General features: G+C 65.6%; 17 protein-coding genes. 14 read left to right on the top strand and 3 right to left on the bottom strand.

The features are described from left to right. Positions 1–36 precede the first annotated feature (36 nt). The 11 genes from AB6724_RS11575 (at position 37) to AB6724_RS11525 (ending at position 12,992) form a co-directional block, all read left to right on the top strand. Positions 37–1,056, top strand: coding sequence for an AraC family transcriptional regulator (locus AB6724_RS11575; protein ID WP_369338673.1), 1,020 nt, complete (start codon positions 37–39; stop codon positions 1,054–1,056). 89 nt (positions 1,057–1,145) lie between these two features. Then, the gene (locus tag AB6724_RS11570) at positions 1,146–1,793 is read left to right on the top strand and encodes a TetR/AcrR family transcriptional regulator (protein WP_369338672.1); all 648 of its coding nucleotides are present in this window, start codon (positions 1,146–1,148) and stop codon (positions 1,791–1,793) included. Next, the gene (locus AB6724_RS11565; RefSeq protein WP_369338671.1) at positions 1,793–2,674 is read left to right on the top strand and encodes an SDR family oxidoreductase; all 882 of its coding nucleotides are present in this window, start codon (positions 1,793–1,795) and stop codon (positions 2,672–2,674) included. The genes AB6724_RS11570 and AB6724_RS11565 overlap by 1 nt, the downstream gene beginning before the upstream one ends. After that, on the top strand, positions 2,671–4,326 hold the full coding sequence (locus AB6724_RS11560; protein WP_369338670.1) for an acyl-CoA carboxylase subunit beta: 1,656 nt from the start codon (positions 2,671–2,673) through the stop codon (positions 4,324–4,326). Before AB6724_RS11565 ends, AB6724_RS11560 begins: the two co-directional genes overlap by 4 nt. Positions 4,327–4,390: 64 nt before the next feature. Next, positions 4,391–5,569 carry an acyl-CoA dehydrogenase family protein gene (locus AB6724_RS11555; protein ID WP_369338669.1) on the top strand — a complete coding sequence of 393 codons (1,179 nt, stop codon included), beginning with the start codon at positions 4,391–4,393 and terminating at the stop codon, positions 5,567–5,569. Between the two features lie 11 nt (positions 5,570–5,580). Then, complete coding sequence (locus tag AB6724_RS11550; protein ID WP_369338668.1) at positions 5,581–6,411, top strand: enoyl-CoA hydratase/isomerase family protein; 831 nt, start codon at positions 5,581–5,583, stop codon at positions 6,409–6,411. Between the two features lie 2 nt (positions 6,412–6,413). Further along, positions 6,414–8,387: an ATP-binding protein gene (locus tag AB6724_RS11545; RefSeq protein WP_369338667.1), complete on the top strand. Its 1,974-nt coding sequence runs from the start codon at positions 6,414–6,416 to the stop codon at positions 8,385–8,387. Next, positions 8,384–9,526, top strand: coding sequence for an acyl-CoA dehydrogenase family protein (locus AB6724_RS11540; protein ID WP_369338666.1), 1,143 nt, complete (start codon positions 8,384–8,386; stop codon positions 9,524–9,526). Before AB6724_RS11545 ends, AB6724_RS11540 begins: the two co-directional genes overlap by 4 nt. 117 nt (positions 9,527–9,643) lie before the next feature. Then, positions 9,644–10,522, top strand: a complete 879-nt coding sequence (locus AB6724_RS11535; protein WP_369338665.1) for a beta-keto acid cleavage family enzyme — start codon at positions 9,644–9,646, stop codon at positions 10,520–10,522. A 14-nt stretch (positions 10,523–10,536) separates the two neighbouring features. Then, on the top strand, positions 10,537–11,340 hold the full coding sequence (locus tag AB6724_RS11530) for an SDR family oxidoreductase (RefSeq protein ID WP_369338664.1): 804 nt from the start codon (positions 10,537–10,539) through the stop codon (positions 11,338–11,340). Between the two features lie 71 nt (positions 11,341–11,411). After that, on the top strand, positions 11,412–12,992 hold the full coding sequence (locus tag AB6724_RS11525) for a class I adenylate-forming enzyme family protein (protein WP_369338663.1): 1,581 nt from the start codon (positions 11,412–11,414) through the stop codon (positions 12,990–12,992). 91 nt (positions 12,993–13,083) lie between these two features. Here the strand turns inward: AB6724_RS11525 and AB6724_RS11520 are convergent, their stop codons facing one another. Then, on the bottom strand, positions 13,084–13,893 hold the full coding sequence (locus tag AB6724_RS11520) for an SDR family NAD(P)-dependent oxidoreductase (RefSeq protein ID WP_369338662.1): 810 nt from the start codon (positions 13,891–13,893) through the stop codon (positions 13,084–13,086). A gap of 402 nt (positions 13,894–14,295) precedes the next feature. On the opposite strand from AB6724_RS11520, the gene AB6724_RS11515 reads away from it, so the two are divergent. The 3 genes from AB6724_RS11515 to AB6724_RS11505 all read left to right on the top strand — a co-directional run bounded on the left by AB6724_RS11515 (position 14,296) and on the right by AB6724_RS11505 (position 17,558). Continuing rightward, complete coding sequence (locus AB6724_RS11515) at positions 14,296–15,060, top strand: SDR family NAD(P)-dependent oxidoreductase (RefSeq protein WP_369338661.1); 765 nt, start codon at positions 14,296–14,298, stop codon at positions 15,058–15,060. 8 nt (positions 15,061–15,068) lie between these two features. Continuing rightward, a complete protein-coding gene (locus tag AB6724_RS11510; RefSeq protein ID WP_369338660.1) occupies positions 15,069–16,532 on the top strand; it encodes a flavin-containing monooxygenase in 1,464 nt (487 codons plus the stop codon). A 93-nt stretch (positions 16,533–16,625) separates the two neighbouring features. Further along, positions 16,626–17,558, top strand: a complete 933-nt coding sequence (locus tag AB6724_RS11505; protein ID WP_369338659.1) for an alpha/beta hydrolase — start codon at positions 16,626–16,628, stop codon at positions 17,556–17,558. 277 nt (positions 17,559–17,835) lie between these two features. Here the strand turns inward: AB6724_RS11505 and AB6724_RS11500 are convergent, their stop codons facing one another. Both AB6724_RS11500 and AB6724_RS11495 read right to left on the bottom strand, forming a co-directional pair. Continuing rightward, the gene (locus tag AB6724_RS11500) at positions 17,836–19,836 is read right to left on the bottom strand and encodes a peptidase U32 family protein (RefSeq protein WP_369338658.1); all 2,001 of its coding nucleotides are present in this window, start codon (positions 19,834–19,836) and stop codon (positions 17,836–17,838) included. Between the two features lie 59 nt (positions 19,837–19,895). Next, positions 19,896–20,630, bottom strand: coding sequence for an NUDIX hydrolase (locus AB6724_RS11495; RefSeq protein ID WP_369338657.1), 735 nt, complete (start codon positions 20,628–20,630; stop codon positions 19,896–19,898). Between the last annotated feature and the right edge of the window lie 4 nt (positions 20,631–20,634).

Here is a 20,634-nt window from a genome sequence, read left to right as displayed (position 1 = left end):
TTGTTCATATGTCAAAAGACCTCAACTTGCTTCAGCATGAGCAGCTTTGCCGGCGTTCCCTTCACCGTTCCCATGGCCCTGGTGCGCGGCATCGCGGCCGGGGTGCGCCGCCGCGGGCTGGCTCCTGAGCTCTTGCTGCAGCGTGCCGGAATCGCTCCCGGGTTGCTGGACCAGGAGGGCGCGCGCGTGAGCTCCGACCAGTACATCGCGCTGATGTGGCGGGTGCTGGAGGCGCTGGGGGACGAGGCTCTGGGTCAGTTCTCGCGCCCGTTCAAGCGCGGCAGCCTGGAGCTGATCGCGCGCCAGGCGCTGACCGGGCATGGCATGGAAGGCGCGCTGCAGCGCATGTGCCAGGCCTTTGCGCTGCTGCAGGATGATGTGGAGCTGGCGCTGGTGCGCGACGGCGCCTTGGCCGGTATCGTGCTGCAAGCCGTGGGCGGGGCGCGGCTGCCGAATTTTCTGCATGAATTTTCTCTGCGCGTGCTCTGGCGCCTGGCGGCCTGGCTGATGGGAGGCTCGCTCAAGGTGTTGCGCTTCGACTTTGCGTTCGAGCCGCCCGACTACGCGCAGGACTACGGCGACACCTTCCCGGCGCCGCTGTGCTTCGGCCTGCCCGCGTCGGCCTTCTGGTTCGAGGCCCGCAAGCTCGCGCGGGTCTGCAGCCGCGATGAGGAGGCGCTGCAGGGCTTTGTGGCCAGCTGGCCCGCCGCCGTCGTCATGCCCGCGCGCGGCGGCGAGGGCATAGATGCGAGAGTGCATGCGCATCTGCTGCGATCCAGGCCGCCTTGGGCGGGCCTGGAAGCGACGGCTGCGGCCCTGCATATGTCGGCGCCCACGCTGCAGCGCAAACTGGCCGCGGCCGGCACCTCCTTCCAGGCCATCAAGGATGGCCTGCGCCGCGATATCGCCGTCTCCCGACTGGCCACCAGCAAGGTCGGCTTCGCGGCGCTGGCGGCAGACCTGGGCTTTGCCGATGCCGCGGCTTTCCAGCGCGCGTTCAAGGGCTGGACGGGCAGCCCGCCAGGCCTGTACAGAGCGCGCCCGGAGCCGGATTGAGCCTGCGGAAAACCCTTGGGTACAAGTCCTAGATATTTTTGCCAAACAAATGATTGGTAAAAATAAAAGCAGCAGATATGCTGTGTTTCATGCAAGCAGGTCATGAAGAAATCACGGTGGTCAAACGCGGCCGAGGCAGACCTCCGAAGTCTGCCCAGCAGCGCAACGAGGGAGGGCGCCGCAGCGAGCTGATACGCGTGGCGGCCAGGCAGTTCCGGCAGCGCGGCTTTCACGGCGCCAGCACGCGCGATATTGCGGCGGCGGCCGGCATGCAGCCGGGTTCCCTGTTCTATTTTTTCGAGAGCAAGGAGGCCATGCTGCATGCGGTGATGTGCGATGGCATGTCGCAGGCTGCGGCCAGCCAGAGCGCGGCACTGGGCGCCTTGAGCCCGCGTGCCAACGGTGTCGAGCGCCTGCGGGCGCTGGTGCGCAACCATCTGCAGATCATGGTCGGGCCGGAGAGCGATTTCATTCCCGTGATGCTCTACGAATGGCGGCTGCTCAGCGATGCCCAGCGTCAGGATGTGAGCGCGCAGAAAGACGAATACGAGGCGCAGTGGATGCCGGCGCTGCAGGCGCTGTACCGCACGGGCCGGCTCAAGGCCAGGCCCGAGATCGCGCGCCTGCTGATCTTCGGTGCGCTGAACTGGACCGCGCAATGGTTTTCCGAGAGCGGCAGCCTGAGCCTGGATGAGCTGACCGAGCAGTCCCTGGCCTTGTTTATTGGAGAGCGTTGATGTACCAGTCCGTGTTTCGCCCCGCGCTGTTTGCGGGTCAGGTGGTGGTGGTGACGGGAGGCGGCTCCGGCATAGGCCGCTGCATTGCGCATGAGCTGGCGGCCCTGGGCGCGCAGCTGGCGCTGGTGGGGCGCAATGCCGAAAAGCTCGGCGCCGTTCAGCAGGAGATTGCGCGCGCCGGCGGCCTGGCCAGCAGCCATGTCTGCGACATCCGCGACGAGGCGGCCGTCAAGGCCCTGGTGGCAGAGATGCTGGGCCGCCATGGGCGCCTCGATGCCCTGGTCAACAACGCGGGCGGCCAATACCTGGCGCCGCTGGCCGGCATCAGCGCCAAGGGCTGGCAGGCGGTGCTGGACACCAATCTCACGGGCGGCTTTCTCATGGCGCGAGAGTGCTTTGTGCAGCACATGGCCGAGCATGGCGGCGCCATCGTGAACATGGTGGCCGATATGTGGGGCTCCATGCCCGGCATGGGCCACAGCGGCGCGGCGCGCGCCGGCATGGTCAGCTTCACCGAGACGGCTGCCGTCGAATGGGCGGCGCACGGCGTGCGCGTGAATGCGGTGGCGCCCGGCTATATCGCCTCCAGCGGCATGGACCACTACCCGCCCGAGGCCGCGGCCATGTTGCGCAAGATGCCGGCCACCGTGCCCGCGGGGCGTTTCGGCAACGAGGCCGAGGTGTCGGCCGCCGTGGTCTTTCTGCTGAGCCCGGCGGCCGGTTTCGTCAGCGGCAGCGTGCTGCGCGTGGACGGCGCGCGGCCCCAGGTGCGCCCGGGCATGGGACCCGTGGCCGCCAGTGCCGAGGTGCAGCAGCGCCGCGCCGTGCGCGCCTTCGATGGCTTTCCCCTGTATCAGACTCCCAAGGTGTTTCAGCCATGAATGTCTTCACATCGCAGTGGAATGCGGGCAGCGACCAGGCGCGGCAAAGGCGCGCGGCCACGCTGGAGCGGATTGCAGCCCTGCGCGAGCTGGAGCAGCGCGCCGCTCAGGCCTCGCAGCGCTCCAAACCCCAGTTCGAGAAGCGCGGCCAGTTGCTGCCGCGCGAGCGCGTGGGTCTGCTGCTGGACCCCGGCCGGCCCTGGCTGCCGCTGTGCACTCTGGCCGGCTATCTGCAGGACCGCCAGGACCCGGCCAGGTCCGTGCCCGGCGGCGGCATGCTGGCCGGCATAGGCTTTGTGAGCGGCGTGCGCTGCATGGTGGTGGCCAGCGATTCGGGCATAGAGGCCGGTGCGATTCAGGAAAAAGGCCTGGACAAGATGCTGCGCGTGCAGGAGATCGCGCTGCAGAACAAGCTGCCCTTCATCCATCTGGTGGAAAGCGCGGGCGCCAATCTCATGCGCTACCGGGTCGAGGGCTTTGTGCTGGGCGGCGGGCTGTTCCGCAATCTGGCGCGGCTGTCGGCCGCAGGCATTCCGGTGATTACCGTGCAGCATGGCTCGGGCACGGCCGGCGGCGCCTATATGCCGGGGCTCTCGGATGTGGTGATCATGGTGCGCGGCCGCTCGCGCGCCTTTCTGGCCGGGCCGCCGCTGCTCAAGGCCGCCACGGGCGAGATCGCGACCGAGGAGGCGCTCGGCGGTGCGGAGATGCACACCGGCATCTCGGGCCTGGGCGAATACCTGGCCGAAGACGATCGCCATGCGCTGGGCCTGGCGCGCCAGGTGGTGGCGCAGCTATCCCAATGGAAACAGCCTGCAGCCAAGAACGGTCATGCGCTGGAAGCTATTGAATCGGGAGCGGCTGCCTCCGCCGGTGCACCGCTTTATGCGACCGAAGAGCTGCTGGGACTGATGCCCGCCCACCATCGCGAGCCCGTGGACATGCGCGAGATCATGGCGCGGCTCGTCGACGGCTCGGCGCTGCTGGAATTCAAGCCCGGCTACGGCTCGGCCACGGTCTGCGCCCAGGGCGCGATCGCGGGCCATGCTGTGGGCTTCATCAGCAACAACGGCCCCATCGATGTGGCCGGTGCCAACAAGGCCACGCACTTCATCCAGTGGATGTGCCAGCTCGGCCATCCCATCGTCTATCTGCAGAACACCACGGGATACATGGTGGGCAAGGACAGCGAGCAGAGCGGCATGATCAAGCACGGCAGCAAGATGATCCAGGCCGTGACCAATGCCACGGTGCCGCAGATCACCATCCAGTGCGGAGCCAGCTTCGGCGCCGGCAATTACGGCATGTGCGGCCGCGGCTATGCGCCCAGCTTTCTCTTCAGCTGGCCCGGTGCCAAGACGGCGGTGATGGGCGGCGAGCAGGCCGCGCGCACCATGCAGCAGGTGACCGAGGCCGCCATGGCGCGCAAAGGCCTGCAGCCCGATGCCGAGCAGATGCAGAACCAGTACCAGCAGATCGTGGCCATGTTCGAGGCCCAGGCCGATGCGCTCGTAACCAGCGGCCTGCTGCTGGACGACGGCGTGATCGATCCGCGCGATACGCGCCAGATCCTGGCCTTCTGCCTGGACACCCTGGCCGAGGCCGGCGCGCGCAGCCTGCGCCCCATGCAGTTCGGCGTCGCCCGGATGTAGTGCGGCGCGCCTATGGCCGTCCTTTTCCCTTCACCTGCCCCGCAGACATCAACGGAGACAAGCCATGCAGTGGACCCATGAGCATCTGGAAGTGCGCAAGACCCTGAAACGCTATATCGACGAGCAGATCAATCCCCATGTCGATGCCTGGGAGGAGGCGCAGATCTTTCCCGCGCACCAGGTGTTCAAGGGCCTGGGCAATCTGGGCCTGCTGGGGCTGACCAAGCCCGAGGCTTTCGGCGGCGCCGGCCTCGACTATTCCTACAGCCTGATGATGGCCGAAACCCTGGGCCATATACGCTGCGGCGGCGTGCCCATGGCGATCGGGGTGCAGACCGATATGTGCACGCCGGCGCTGGCGCGCTTCGGCAGCGACGCACTGCGCGAGCAGTTCCTGGCTCCGGCGATTGCGGGCGACATGGTGGGCTGCATAGGCGTGAGCGAACCCGGCGCGGGCAGCGATGTCTCGGGCATCAAAAGCCATGCGCGCAAGGACGGGGACGACTACATCATCAGCGGCCAGAAGATGTGGATCACCAACAGCATCCAGGCCGACTGGATGTGCATGCTGGTCAATACCGGCGACGGCCCGGTGCACAGGAACAAGAGCCTGATCATGGTGCCCATGCGCGACGGCCCGGGCGGCAAGCTGACCCGGGGCATAGAGGTGGCGCAGAAGCTGCGCAAGATCGGCATGAACTCCTCCGACACCGGCCTGATCTTCTTCGACGAGGTGCGGGTGCCGCAGCGCTATCTGGTGGGGCAGGAAGGCCAGGGCTTCATCTATCAGATGCAGCAGTTCCAGGAGGAGCGGCTCTGGGCCTCGGCCAGCGGCCTGGTCGCGATGGACGAATGCATACAGGAAACCATCGAATGGGCGCAGCAGCGGCAGATGTTCGGCTCCACGCTGATAGAGCAGCAATGGGTGCAGTTCAAGCTGGCCGAGCTGCAGACCGAGGTCGAGGCGCTGCGCGCGCTGACCTATCGCGCCGCCGAGCTGTACATGAGCGGCAAGGACGCGCTGCAGCTGGCCAGCATGGCCAAGCTCAAGACCGGGCGGCTCACACGCGAGGTGGCCGACACCTGTCTGCAGTTCTGGGGCGGCATGGGCTTTACCTGGGACAACCGGGTCTCGCGCCTGTATCGCGACGGGCGCCTGGCCTCGATAGGCGGCGGCGCCGACGAGGTGATGCTGGGCATCATCGGCAAGACCATGGGCCTGATCAAGCGCCCCAGCCACTGAAGGAGAGTGCCATGGCCGAAGTCCTGCAGATCGAACGCGAGCCATTGGCCGATGGCTGGCTGGAGTGGTGGCGACTCGATTCGCCACAGACGCGCAATGCGTTGACCGACGAAATGGTGGGGGCCTTGCGCCGGGCCTGCGCGCACGCCAGGGCCGACGCCGGCCTGCGCATGGTGGTGCTCAGCGGCAACGGCGGCTACTTCTGCGCGGGCGGCAGCCTGGGAAGCTTTGCGAGTGCCATAGGCCGGCCGCTGGAGGCACACGAGGGCGGCGACCCGTTGGTGCGCAGCAACCGGGAGTTCGGAGCCCTGCTGCAGGATCTGGCGGGACTGCCGCAACTGCTGGTGGCGGCGGTGCAGGGTTCTGCCATGGGCGGCGGACTGGGCCTGGTCTGCGTGGCCGATCTGGTGCTCGCCGCATCGGATGCGGTGTTTGCGACCCCCGAGGTGACGCTGGGCATTGTGCCGGCCCAGATTGCGCCTTTCGTGGTGCGCCGCATGGGCGACGGCCGGGCGCGCGAATGGCTGCTGGGCGGGCAGCGCCGCTCGGCGGCCCAGGCCCGCGAGGCGGGTCTGGTGCACAGGCTGATCGCCGCTGCCGACGAGCAGGACTGGCAGACCCAGCTGCGCGCGCATATCCAGGTCTGCGCGCAGGCCGCGCCCGCCGCCGTGGCCGCGACCAAGCAACTGCTGGCGGCCGCTGCGCATCAGCCGCTGGACGAGTTGCTGGGCCTGGGCGCTCGGACCTTCGCGCAGGCCTTGCGCGGGCCCGAAGCCGGGACGGGGCTCAAGGCCTTTGCCAACAAGCAGGCTGCGCCCTGGATGGTGCAGCAGAAGGGCTGAGCATGAAACGCATATTGATCGCCAACCGCGGCGAGATCGCACTGCGCGTGATGGCCACGGCCGGTCGCCTGGGCATAGAGACGGTGGCCGTCTACTCCGATGCGGATGCGTGCAGCCCGCATGTGCAGGCGGCAAGCCTGGCCTATGCGCTGGGCGGCCTGAGTTCGGCGCAGAGCTATCTGGATGTGGGCAAGCTGCTGGAGGCGGCCAGGGCCACGGGTGCGGATGCGGTGCATCCAGGCTATGGCTTTCTGAGCGAGGACGCGGGCTTCGCCCAGGCCGTGCAGGATGCGGGGCTGACCTGGATAGGGCCGCCGCCCGTCGCCATACGCCAGCTGGGCAGCAAGGCGGCGGCCAAGCAGCTGGCCAGGGTCCATGGCGTGCCCTGCCTGCCCGGCTACGAGGGCGAGGATCAGTCCGATGCGCGCTTTGCGGCCGAGGCCGCGGCCATAGGCTACCCCGTCATGGTCAAGGCCGTGGCCGGCGGCGGCGGGCGCGGCATGCGCCTGGTGGAGGGCGCAGCTCAGCTGCAGGCCGCGCTGGCCGGCGCTCGCTCCGAGGCGCTGGCCGGCTTCGGCAACGGCGAGCTGCTGGTGGAGCGGGCCCTGATGCACCCGCGCCATGTCGAGGTCCAGGTGTTCGCCGACGCCCATGGCCAGGTGATCCATCTGGGCGAACGCGACTGCTCGGTGCAGCGCCGTCACCAGAAGATCATCGAGGAAGCGCCCAGCCCCGCCGTGGATGCGGACCTGCGCGAACGCATGGGCGCCTGCGCCGTGGCGCTGGCCCGGGCCGCAGGCTATGTGGGCGCGGGCACCGTGGAGTTCCTGCTGGAAGGCCAGGAGTTCTTTCTGATGGAGATGAACACCCGGCTGCAGGTGGAGCATCCCGTGACCGAGGCGCTGACGGGGCTGGACCTGGTGGAGTGGCAGATTCGCGTGGCGCGCGGCGAGGATTTGCCTCTGACGCAGCAACAGGTTCGCTTCAGCGGCCATGCGATCGAGGTGCGGCTGTGCGCCGAGGATGAAAGCTTCCAGCCCCATACCGGCGTGGTGCGCCATTTCCTCGCTCCCGAGGCCTCGGCTTTCTCTCGCTCGGCCCTGCGCTTCGACCATGCGCTGCGCGTGGGCAGCGAGGTCAGTCCGTATTACGACGCCATGCTGGGCAAGCTGATCGTGCATGCGCCGACCCGGGAGCAGGCCATCGATCAGCTGCTCCACGCCTTGCACCGGCTGCAGCTGCTGGGCCTGCCCACGAATCGCGCGTTTCTGATGGAGTGCCTGCGAGACCCGGTGTTCCGCCAGGGCCGGGCCTTGATTTCCTATCTGGCCGGCAATGCGGAGCGCCTGCAACAGCTGCTGCGGGAGCGGGAAGCCCTGGCCCACCGGCGCTGGGGGGCTTTGTGCGCGCTGGGCCAGGCGCCCGGGCCTCTGGCCTGCGGCTTCGCCCAGCCGCGCCGGCTGCGCCATCGCGGCGAGGTCCGGGACTTGGTCCTGCAGCCCAAGGGCAGCCAGCGCTGGACCCTGGCGCAGGCCGATGGCGAGACCCTGCGGCTGCAGGTGGATGGTCTGCTGGCCCGGGGCTGGCGCGCAAGCCTGGACGGCGTGGGCGAGACGGTCCATGGCGTGCCCGTCGACGCACCGGACGGCGGCCAGCGCTGGCATCTGCAGGCCGCGGGCGTGGACTGGTGGGCCGAGGATGTCAGCTATCTGCCCCCCGAAGGCGCCGACGCAGCGGCGGCCGCCACCGAGCTGCGTGCGCCCTTCAACGGCCGGCTCGTGCAGGTCGCGGTGGAGCCCGGCCAGGCGCTGGAGGCTGGTGCCGTAGCCCTGGTGATCGAGTCCATGAAGCTGGAGCACAGCCTTTCGGTGCGGGCCGCGGCCGTGGTGGAGGCCGTGCTGGTCGGCCCGGGCCAGCAGGTTGCACCGGGCCAGGTGCTGCTGCGTCTCGCGCCGGTTCAAGGAGGTGCAGCATGAGCGAAGCCGCAGAGCGCGAACTGCTGTATGACACGGTGCGGCGCTTCGCACTGGAGCAAATCGCCCCCCATGTCACGGACTGGGACCGTGCCGGGGAATTTCCGCGCGAGCTCTACCGCCGGGCCGCGGAGCTGGGCCTGCTGGGCTTTGGCTATCCCGAGGAGCTGGGTGGCACGCCCGCATCGCACGGCCTGCGCGCCGCGCTATGGATTGCGCTGTGCCGCCATGGCGCGAGCGGTGGCGTGCTGGCCAGCCTGCTCTCGCACAATATCGGCCTGCCGCCGGTCGTGGCCCTGGGTAGCGAGGCCCTGAGGCGCCAGGTGGTGCCCGAGGTGCTGACGGGGCGCAGGATTGCGGCGCTGGCCATCACCGAGCCCGGCGGCGGCTCCGACGTGGCGGCGCTGCGCACCCGCGCGCGCCGCGATGGCGGCGACTATGTGATCGACGGCGAGAAGACCTTCATTACCTCGGGCATGCGCGCCGACTGGCTGACGGTGGCCGTGCGCACGGGCGAGGAGCGGGGAGCATCGGGCCTTTCGCTGCTGCTGGTGCCCGGAGACAGTGCGGGCCTGAGGCGCAGCCGGCTCGACAAAATGGGCTGGCAGTGTTCGGACACGGCCCATCTGTACTTCGATGCGGTGCGCGTTCCCGCGGCGAATCTGCTGGGGCCGGAGGGGCAGGGCTTTCGCGCCATCATGCACAACTTCAACGGCGAGCGCTTCGGCATCGCCTGCGCGGCCCTGGGCTTTGCCCAGGCCTGCTACGACGAGGCCCTGGCCTGGGCTCGGCAGCGCCAGGCCTTCGGCACGACGCTGAACCAGCATCAGGTCATACGCCACAAGCTGGTGGACATGCAGCAGCGCATACGCGGCACCCAGGCCTGGCTGGATGCGGTGGCCGCGCGTGCCGACGGCGGCGATAGCGGGGCAGACTGGGTGGGCGAGGTCTGTGTGCTCAAGAACCACGCGACCCAGACCATGCAGCACTGTGCCGATGCGGCCGTACAGATTCTGGGCGGCATGGGTTTCATGCGCGGCACCGTCAGCGAGCGCATCTACCGCGAAGTCAAGGTGCTGACGATCGGCGGCGGCACCGAGGAAATCATGAAGGAGCTGGCCGCGCGCCAGTGGCAGATCTGAGCTTTGCCCCGCAGTGCGCGGGCTGCGGGCCGGCTCTGGATACCGTTGAAATTTCAGTGAAACAGGGCTGTAGCGCTGATATATCAAGCGTAGGCAGCTTCCATTTAAGGAGCGAGCATGTCCGACAAAGCCATCATCACCTGTTCCATCACCGGCGTGCTGACCGACCCGGCCCAGCACCATGTGCCGGTCACGCCCGAGCAGCTGGCGCAGGAGGCGCGGCGCGCCTACGACGCGGGCGCCTCCGTGGTCCATGTGCATTTTCGCAAGCAGGAAGCGGGCAAAGGCCATCTGCCCAGCTGGGAGCCCGCGGTGGCCAAGGCCTGCGTGGACGCCATGCGCGCGGCCTGCCCCGATCTCATCATCAACCAGACCACGGGCGTGGTCGGGCCCAATTACCAGGGTCCGCTGGACTGCCTGCGCGCCACCAGGCCGGAGATGGCGGCCTGCAATGCGGGCTCGCTCAACTATCTGAAGGTGCGCAGCAACGGCAGCTGGGCCTGGCCGCCCATGCTGTTCGACAACCAGCCGGCCAAGGTGCAGGACTTTCTGGACGTGATGGCCGAGACCGGGACCTTGCCCGAGTTCGAGTGCTTCGACGTGGGCATCGTGCGCTGCGTGGGCATGTATGTGGAGACCGGCATGTACCAGGGCCTGCCCGAGTACAACTTCGTGATGGGGGTGGAGTCCGGCATGCCCGCCGACCCCGATCTGCTGCCGATTCTGCTCAGGCTCAAGATCAAGGATGCGCCCTGGCAGACCACGCTGATCGGCCGCAGCGAGATCTGGCCCACCCATCTGCGCACGGCCGAGCTCGGTGGCCATCTGCGCAGCGGGCTGGAAGACACTTTCTATTTGCCCGATGGCAGCAAGGTCACCTCCAACGCCCCGCTGATAGAGCAGCTGGCCCGCTATGCGCGCGATGTGGGCCGCGAAGTGGCGAGTCCGCAGGAAGCGCGGCAGCTGCTGCAGCTGGACAGCCGCGTGCTGGCTTGAGACGAGGTGACGACATGAACGTGCAATTTGATTTCTCCGGCCGCCATGCGATGGTGTTTGGCGGCACCACGGGCATCAATCTGGGCATTGCCCAGGCCTATGCGCACGCCGGCGCGCGGGTCACGGTGGTCAGCCGCAAGCAGGCCAATGTGGATGCAGCAGCGGCCACGCTGGGCGAGCGGGGCCTGGGCCTGGTGGCCGATGTGCGCGACGAGCCGGCCGTGGCCGCGGCATTGGCTCAGGCCGTGGCCAGTCAGGGGCCCATCGACGTGCTGGTCTCGGGGGCTGCCGGCAATTTTCTGGCACCTGCGGCGCAGATGTCGGCCAATGCCTTCAAGGTGGTGGTCGATATCGATCTGCTGGGCAGCTTCCATGTGGCGCGCCAAGCGCTGCAGCATCTGCGCCAGGGTGCCGCCAGTCTGATCTTCATCACCGCGCCCCAGTCCACGGTGCCCATGGCGTATCAGGCCCATGTCTGCGCGGCCAAGGCCGGCGTGGACCAGCTGGCGCGCGTGCTGGCGCTGGAGTGGGGCGCGCTGGGCGTGCGCGTGAACGCCATCTCGCCCGGCCCTATCGAAGGCACGGAGGGCATGCGGCGCCTGGCCCCGCAGGGGGAGGAGGGCGCCGCGCTGGTGCGGCAGATGGTGCCGCTGGGCCGCATGGGAACCACGGGCGACATCGCGCAGCTGGCCATGTTCCTGGGCAGCGATGCGGCCGGCTATATCTCGGGCACGGTCATAGCCTGCGACGGCGGCGCGCAGGGGCAGCTGTCGCCCATGATTCTGGCCGCCGCCGATGGAGCGTTGAAAAAGACATAACAGGCAGAAAAAGCGTTGGTGTGGGGGTGGTCTGAGTTTTTCCAAGACAAGCACTATCAAGGAGACAAGCCATGATCGAGATGAATCTGTCCGCAAGCGCGCGCCGCATACGACGCATAGCCCTTGGCGATCTGCTCTACCGTACGGCGCGCAAGTTCGGGCAGCGCACCGCGCTGGTCGACGGGGAGCTGCGCATCAGCTATGCCGATCTTGATGCGCGCAGCTCGCGCTTTGCTCACCATCTGCTGGACAAGGTCGGGACGGGCAAGCAGGTGGGCATGCTGTGCGCCAACTCCATAGACATGGTGGTGGCCTGCAACGGCATTCACAAGGCCGGCCAGGTGTGGGTGCCCGTGAACATCAAGCTCGATGTGGCCGCCATCGGCTACATCTTGCAGCATGCCGAAGTGTCTGCCGTGGTGGTGGACCAGGAGCTGCTGGGCCTGCCCGGCCTGACCGATCTGCTGCGGCAACTGGCCGTTCCCCTGATTTTCACCCGCAGCCAGGCCGGTGTCGCCGTGCAGGGCCTGAGCCTGGCCCAGGCCGAGTCCGGCCAGCCGGAGGCCCTGCCCGAGGTGGCGATAGACGACAACCAGGCCGCGCTGCTGATGTATACCAGCGGCACCACGGGCAACCCCAAGGGCGTGGTGCATTCGCATCTGTCGGTGTATGCGGCCGTCAAGGGCAATATCGACGAGATGCGCTATGGCGAGAGCGACGTGCTCAGCGGCTGGCTGCCGCTGTTTCACTGCGCCCAGCACGCGCTGACGCAGACCGCGATCGCTACCGGCGCCTGCACGGTGCTCACGCGCCAGTTTGTGCCTGCGGAGGTCGGCCAGTTGGTCCTCCGCGAAGGCGTGACGATTTTTGTCGGCCTGCCGCTGATGTACGCGGCCCTGCTGGCCGATCCGGGCTTTGCACCCACCACCATCCGCCACTGCATCTACGCCATGGCGCCCATCCCGAAGCCGCTGATTGCGCAGATCGCCAAGCGCATGAGCCGCAATATTTCCTTGGCGACCGGGCAGACCGAGATCTATCCGGCCACCATGAGCTTCTATCCGCTGCAGAACCCCGATTGCGATGCCAATTTCTGGGGCCGCTCTCTGGCCACCTGCGAAACCGCGGTGATGGATGACGAGGGCCGTCTGCTGGGGCCGGGCCAGCTCGGCGAGATCGTGCACCGCGGCCCCAATGTCATGCTGGGCTATTTCAAGGACGCCGCCGCCACGGCCGAAGCCCAGAAGTTCGGCTGGCACCATACGGGCGATCTGGGCATGTGGGACGCCCAGGGCCGCATGGAGTTCGTGGACCGCAAGAAAGACATGATCAAGAGCGGTGGCGAGAACGTGGCCAGCGTCAAGGTGGAGGCCGTGGTTCTGGCCCACCCCGATGTGGCCGCGGCCGCCGTGTTCGGCCTGCCGCACCCGCACTGGAGCGAGGCCGTCTGCGCGTTTGTGATGCGCAAACCCGGCGCCGAGGTGGACGCGGAGTCGGTGCTCGCGCATTGCCGCAAGCATCTGGGTGGCTTTGAAGTGCCCAAGCTGGTGCACTTCGTGGATGCTTTTCCGTCCACGGCCACGGGCAAGGTGCAGAAGAACGTGATGCGTCGCCAGTTCGAGCAGGTGGCGCGGGATCTCTGGGGCGGCTGACGCTGCCGCTCGACGGCACAAGGCCGGATATGAAAAATGCCGGCTGGGCCGGCATCGGGGATCATGGTCGTAGCGTTGCCGCGGGCGGTGATCAGTCCGCGGTTTCGGGCGCCCAGGCAAACACCGGGTCGGCCCGGGTTTCGATGATTTTGTTTCGCGCCTGCAGCAGCGGATCCAGCATTTCCGGCTGGGGAATGATCCAGTACTCACCGCGCTCGATGGCCGCGAAAACATGCTCCGCGAACTCGTCGGGAGTCAGGCCGTTCTGCTCCAGCAGGCCGCTCATCATGCCGTGGAAGTCGCTCGACGCTTCGGAAGGCGCTTCGCGGAAGATGGCGGTCTTGACCGGGCCGGGGGCCAGCAGCGAAACCTTGATCTTGCCGTTGAGGGCCGCGAGCTCGGTGGCCAGGCTTTCGGTCAGAGCCACCACGGCGAATTTGGTGGCCGTGTAGGGCGCCATCATGGGGCTGGGCAAAAAGCCGCCCATGGACGCCGTGTTGATGATGCGCGCGGGGCGGTTGGCCTGCAGCAGGCGCGGCACAAAGGCGCGCAGGCCGTTGACGATGCCGTTCACATTGACCTGCCAGGACTGCTGCCACTTGGCGTCGCTGATTTCCCAGCAGTTGCCCGTGGAGAGCACGCCGGCGTTGTTGAACAGCAGATCGACCTGGCCGTAAGCGGCATAGGCCTTGTCGGCCAGCGCATCCAGCGAGGCCTGCTGGGTCACATCGGTGGCGACGGCCAGCGCGCTGCCTCCCTGGGCCTTGATGGCCGCGGCCACCTGCTCCAGACCCGCGAGGTCGCGGTCTGCGAGAACCACGTTCATGCCTTTGGCGGCGGCCAACCTGGCCAGGCCGGCTCCGATACCACTGGCTGCTCCAGTGATGACTGCCACGCTCATATCTGTCCTTTGAAACGAATCAATCTGATCTTTTATTTCATCATTTTTAATGAGATTGCTTCATGCAGATAATCCTGGGTTGACATTTAATTTGTGTGCCCACAGTATATTCATATAAATTAAGTGAAAACCATTTGCTTGATATTTGCAGTAGTTCATATGAATTAAGATGAAACCCTTGTTTAAATATACGTGGATAGTCCGTATGCAGTAAGTAAGAACACTTGATTGACTTATTTTAAGTAGGCCCACAGTGTTGTTGAAATTTATAAGGGTTTGTACCAGAGACTGTGAATGCATCGTATTTTTGTAAAGAGGGAAATTCACAGTGATTGGGGTTTTTAAAAATATCCAGAATTGCCTCCGCGTCGATTGGTGACGGGTAAATAGATTGAGGCAAGAATGAATGAGCGAATTGATGGTTTGAAGGACAAGGTGATACTGGTGACCGGCGGCACCTCCGGGCTGGGCCTGGCAAGTGCACAGGTGGCAGCCGCCAACGGGGCCAAGGTGATCTGCGCGGATCTGAGCAACAGCCAGAAAAGCCTGCCCGAAGGCTGCGAATTCCAGGCACTGGATGTGGCGGACTGGAAAGCCACGGAGGCCTTGGCCAAGGACATCCTGGCCCGCTATGGCCAGATCGACGGTCTCGTGACCTCGGCCGGAGTCTCGGCCCTGGGAGATGTCGAGAGCCTGGATCTGCAGGAGTGGGACCAGGTGCTGAGGGTCAACCTCACGGGCAGCATGCTGTCGGCGCGTGCGGTTGCGGCCCATATGAAGCAGCGCAAGACGGGCTCGATCGTGACCATCGCCAGCATCAACGGCATGCTGGGCAATCCCGCCAACCTCGCCTACTGCTCGTCCAAGGGCGGGGTGCTGCAGATGATGCGCAGCATGGCCGCGGACCTGGGCCAATACGGTGTGCGCGTCAATGCCATCAGCCCCGGCCTGATCGACACCCCCATGACCTCCATGCTGCAGAGCGGTCCCGCACGCCTGAGCTTCATGAAGCAGCACTTGCTGGGACGCGCGGGCAATCCGCTGGAAGTGGGGCGCGTCGCGGCCTTCCTGTTGTCCGAGCTCTCTTCGTTTGTCACCGGTGCCAATATTCCGGTGGATGGCGGTTTCTCTGCCGCCAAGGTTATTGAAGTTGCTGAAGTCCAGTGAGGAAAATCATGAAATACGATGTGATTGTGATGGGTTGCGGAATGTCCGGTATTCTCGCTGGCATTCATCTCAAGAATAGCGGCAAGAAATTCATCATTCTTGAAAAGGCCAATACTCTGGGTGGAACCTGGAGAGATAATACCTATCCCGGATTGACCTGCGATGTTCCATCGCATGCGTATACCTATTCATTTGAACCCAATCCAGAATGGTCGCGCATATTGCCGCCGGGTTCCGAAATTCAGCAATATTTCAGGACCGTCTTCGATAAATACGGTATTGGCGAATATGTGAAATTCAATACCGAGGTGGTGCGCGCCGAATGGAAGGGCGATGCCTGGGAGCTCGAGGACCAGGGCGGTACCCTCTACCAGGGCCAGACGGTGATCGCGGCCACCGGGGTGCTGCACCATCCCAACTACCCCAAGCTCAAGGGGCTGGAGCAGTTCGAAGGCCATACCATCCACAGCGCGCGTTTTGACCATTCCGTGCCGCTGGAAGGCAAAAAGATCGCCGTGATCGGCAACGGCTCCACCGGCGTGCAACTGGTTTCGGCCCTGGCCGAACGCAGTCAGGTGCGGCATTTCCAGCGCACGGCCCAGTGGATTTTCCCCGTCGAGAATCCCCTGTTCACCGAGGAGCAGCGTGCGGAATTCCGCAGCAACCGCGATCTGCTGCTCTATCTGCAGCGCGAACCCACCTATCTGGCCAATGTCGAGCGTTTCACGCAGGGCGTGCTCGATCCCGATTCCGAGCAGATCCAGGAAATCCAGAAGCTCTGCCAGGACAATCTGGACAACTCGATCGCGGACCCCGTGCTGCGCAAAAAGCTGCAGCCCAGTTACCGTGCGGGCTGCAAGCGCCTGATTTATTCGCCCGATTACTACAAGGCGATTCAGCAGCCCAATTCCCGGCTGGTGACCGAGGGCATCGAACAGATCGAGAAGAACGGCATTCGCACCAGCGACGGCGTGCTGCACGAAATCGACATCATCGTGCTGGCCACGGGCTACAAGGCCGATCGCTATGTGCGCCCCATGAGCGTGACCGGGATCAACGGCGCGACCCTGGAGCAGGCCTGGAGCAATGTGCCCACGGCCTACAAGTCGATCTCGGTGCCCGATTTCCCGAATTTCTATTTCATGAACGGGCCTACGTCTCCGGTGGGCAACTTCTCGCTGATCGATACCTCCGAGATGCAATGGGGCTATATCTGGCAGCTCATCGAACGCGTGGCGAGCCTGGGCGTTGCGGGTCTGTCGGCCAAGCCTGCGGCATTGGCCAGCTATGACGCGGAGCGCTTGCAGGCGGCCAAGAAATCGGTGTTCGGCTCGGGCTGCAGCAGCTGGTATCTGGACAAGAACGGCGTGCCCAATACCTGGCCCTGGTCGCAATCGCGTTTCCGCGAGGAGATGCGCACGCCGCAATGGCAGGACTACACGGTCCATCAGACGGAGGATGTGACGGTCTAAGCGCCGTCCATGCCCAGACCGACAGCTCGTCATCCCTGGTGGGGGCGGGCTGTTGGTGCATTTCCCGGTTCAAAAAAGCTGTAAGGAACAGTTATGCAAATTCATCCCGAGCTGGCAGCGCTGCTGGAGCAGTTCAAGGACGCACCGGCCATGGACTTCAACACCATGCCGATGCCGGAAATCCGCAAGCTCATGGATCACATGGAACTCCCTCCCGGAGACCTGCCCATGCACGAGCTGCGCGAGCTGCGCATTCCCGTGGCCGAGCACAGTGTCGCCGCACGCCTGTACCGGCCGACGGCCGACCGGGCGGCGCCCGTGATGCTGTTCTTCCATGGCGGCGGCTGGTGCTTCGGCACCATGGATACACACGACAACCTGTGCCGCCATCTGGCCCGGATCACCGGCATGAATGTGGTCTCGGTCGACTACCGTCTGGCGCCCGAGCATGTGTTTCCGGCTGCGCTCGACGATGCCTATGCGGCCACGCGCTGGGTGGCGGCTCATGCCTCCGAGCTGTGCTGCGATGCGGGCCAGCTCTGCGTGGCGGGCGACAGCGCCGGCGGCAATCTGGCCATTGCGACCTGCCTGCGCGCCAAGCAGGACGGCTGGAATGGCATACGGCAGCAGTTGCTGTTCTATCCCGTCTGCGATGCCGGCATGGACGCGCCATCGCATGCGCTGTATGGGCAGATGCCGTTTCTCACGCGCGACGGCATGGCCGCGATGTGGCGCCACTACCACCCGGTCACTCCCGTGCACACGCTGGCATCCGTGATGCAGCACCCCGATGTCGCGGGCCTGCCGCCCGCGGTGCTGGTGACGGCGGAGCTCGACATCCTGCGCGATGAGGGCGAGGCCTTTGCGCGGCGGCTGCAGCAGGCCGGTGTGCGGGTCTCGACCCTGCGTGCCGAGGGCATGCTGCACGGCTTTGCCAACTTCAGCACCCTGGTGCCCGCCGTCGCAGCACTGGTGGAAGAGGCCTGCGCACGGCTGCAAACCGCGCCGCGAACGGCCCGCGCATGAAGTGCATGCTGGCAACTGTTGGTGCATACAGTTGTGCGGGCGGGGCGCCACATTTCTTATCCCCGCTTCATGTGGACGCTCTTGTGGAAAACTGCGGTTGAAGCCCTTGAAAGCCGCGCCAGCTGGTGCTTTGCACGGATTGCCTAAAAAATGATCGATATGCGGTTTCGGATCAAATTCAGGGTTTTTACCTAGGTTTTGAAACAGTGAGAAACGCTGCAAAAAAGCCCGCAAAACCGGTATCGGCTGCGGGCTTTTTTGCGGGTCGGCGGCGGTTTCAGGCCTGGGGTGCGGGACGGGTACGGTAGAACTGCATGGGATGCTCCTGCATCTCCTTGGCATGCTGATTGATGACGGACTTCTTCATCTTGCCCACCACATGCATCTCGCAGGGCTTGCAGTCAAAGCGCAGCGTGAGCTTTTCCTTGCCGTTGATCAGCTGCAGCGGCTCGGCCTTGATCGTGCCCTTGACGCCGATCACGCCCTTGGCCTGCTTGGGGCACAGGCTCATGGAGAAGCGCACGCAGTGCTTGGTGATCATCAGCGAGACTTCGCCTTCCTCTTCCTTGCTCTCGTAGGCCGCGGCTATCACCTTCACGCCGTGCTTCACATAGAAGTCGTGCGCCTTCTGGTTGAACACATTGGCCAGATAGGTCAGCGTATCCTCGGGGAAGGGCGCGGGCGGCTCCACGGGCTTGGCGCGCGGCAGGCGCACCAGGCCTTCGGTACGCGCCTGCTCCAGTGCGGCCACGGCGTCGCGGCGCAGCTGGTTGAGTGCCGAGGCGGGCACAAACCAGGGCTGGCTCACGCTCAGCGAGATGTCGTTGACTTCAAAGATGGAAGCGCCAAAGCGGCCCAGCTGCTCGCGCAGCGTGGTCTCGGCCTTGGCGGCATCGGTGGCCGCCTGATGCGGCTGCTCGATCTCGGCCACGCCCACAAAGCCGTCCTCGTCGGTGAGCGTGAGTGCAAAGCCGGCAGCGGTTTCCTTGAGTTCGGCCCACAGGCCTATGCGGCGCTCGCTGGATTTCTTCTCCAGCATGCGCACCCATTCCATGTCGCGGTTGCGGTTGATTTCCAGGCCCTTGCGCAGGTCCTTGAAGCTGGCGATCTCGTTCTTGGGGAACACGCGCCAGATGCCTTTTTTGGCATGCACGCACTCGGCGCGGTTGATGTGCACCCCCACCAGTTCCTTTTGCAGATCGTAGTAGCAGAGACCATCGCCGTTATGCAACTCCGTGGCCTTGTCGCTGGCCTCGATCTCGAACCATTTGTCGCCCACCTGCGTGACCCAGCCTATCGCGCGGCCCGGGGTCTTGGGCGTGTCGAAGGCGCCGATGTCGTCCTGGCGGCCGTTGACGAAGTAGTCGGTGAACTCGCGGTTGAAGTTCTGGTCGGGATCGGGCTCGAAGCTGAACGTGGTGCGGCCCGACGAGGAGCGGGCCAGAGGCTGCTCGGAGAACTCGCGCTCTTCGATGATTTCGTCGAGCAGCTTGCGGTAGTGGGCCGTGATGTTCTTCACATAGCCCATGTCCTTGTAGCGGCCCTCGATCTTGAAGCTGCGCACGCCGGCATCGATCAGGGCGCGCAGATTGTCGCTCTGGTTGTTGTCCTTCATGGACAGCACATGCTTCTCGTGGGCGATGATGCGGCCGCTGGCGTCCGTCACCTCATAGGGCAGGCGGCAAGCCTGGTTGCAGTCGCCGCGGTTGGCGCTGCGTCCCGTGTGCGCATGGGTGATATAGCACTGGCCCGAATAGGCCACGCACAGCGCGCCGTGCACAAAGAACTCGATGGTGGTGCGGGCCGGGTCGGTGGCGGCGCGCACGGCGGCGATCTGGCGCAGGTCCAGCTCGCGCGCCACCACGATCTGCGACAGGCCCGCATCCTGCAGAAAACGCGCTTTCTCGGGCGTGCGGATATCGGTCTGGGTGGAGGCGTGCAACTGGATCGGGGGCAGGTCCAGCTCCAGCAAGCCCATGTCCTGAATGATCAGCGCATCGGCTCCGGCGTTATAGACCTGCCAGGCCATATCGCGCGCGCCTTCGAGTTCGTCGTCGCGCAAGATGGTGTTGAGCGTGATGAAGATGCGGCTGCCGAAGCGGTGGGCATGCTTGATCAGCCGTTCAAGATCGCGGATGTCATTGCCCGCCGTGGCGCGCGCACCAAAGGCCGGACCGCCGATATAGACGGCGTCCGCGCCATGGTTGACGGCCTCGATGCCGATATCGGCATCGCGCGCCGGGGAAAGTAGTTCTAGCTGGTGGGGCAGGAGAGACATAGGGGCAGGATTATCTCAGCAAGCCCCGGTTTCGGCACGGCGGTGGGTAATCGCCGGTATCAATGCCCGCGCGGGCTGAAGGTGCGCGGGAAAACCACGGGGCCGCTGCGGTCCGCCAGGCGGTAGCCCATGGCGGGACGGTTGGATGGGCCCGCCACATGGCCGGCCTCCTGCAGGAACTGCGCGGCCAGCATGCGCGTGCGAAAGCCGCTTTTGTCGACGCTGCGGCCCAGCACCGTCTCGTAGACCTGCTGCAGCTGCGGCAGGGTGAAGGGCTCGGCCAGCAGAAAGGCGGGCAGGGAGGTGTATTCCACCTTGCTGCGCAGCCGCTCCACGGCGGCCAGCAGGATCTCGCCGTGATCAAAGGCCAGCCGGGGGGAGGCCAGCAGTTCGTCCACCTCGAACCAGTCCACATCGGCGGCATTGGCGCCCTTGGCCAGGGCCAGGTCCAGGCCCGGCAGCAGCGCAAAGTACACATGGGTGGCAGACCAGCCGCGCGGGTCGCGGGCGGCTCCGCCCCAGCTGCCCAGCTGCTCCAGATAGGGGCTGGCCACGCCTGTTTTCTCGCGCAGCTTGCGGGCTGCGCAGGCCTCGAGATCGGCGTCCAGCTCCACATTCACAAAGCCGCCGGGCAAGGCCCAGAGGCCGGGAAATGGGTCGTCCTCATGTGTGGGGCGCTGCACCAGCAGCACTTTCAAGGCCTTGTCGAGGATGGTGAAGATCACGATGTCCACCGTGGTGTAAGGGCGTGGAAAGTCCGGCGTGGTGCGGGCTGTTGGGACGTGGTTCTTCATAGGG

Source organism: Comamonas guangdongensis (assembly GCF_041079535.1).
Classification (GTDB): Bacteria; Pseudomonadota; Gammaproteobacteria; order Burkholderiales; family Burkholderiaceae_C; genus Comamonas; species Comamonas guangdongensis.
This window is presented reverse-complemented; position numbering and strand designations above follow the sequence as displayed.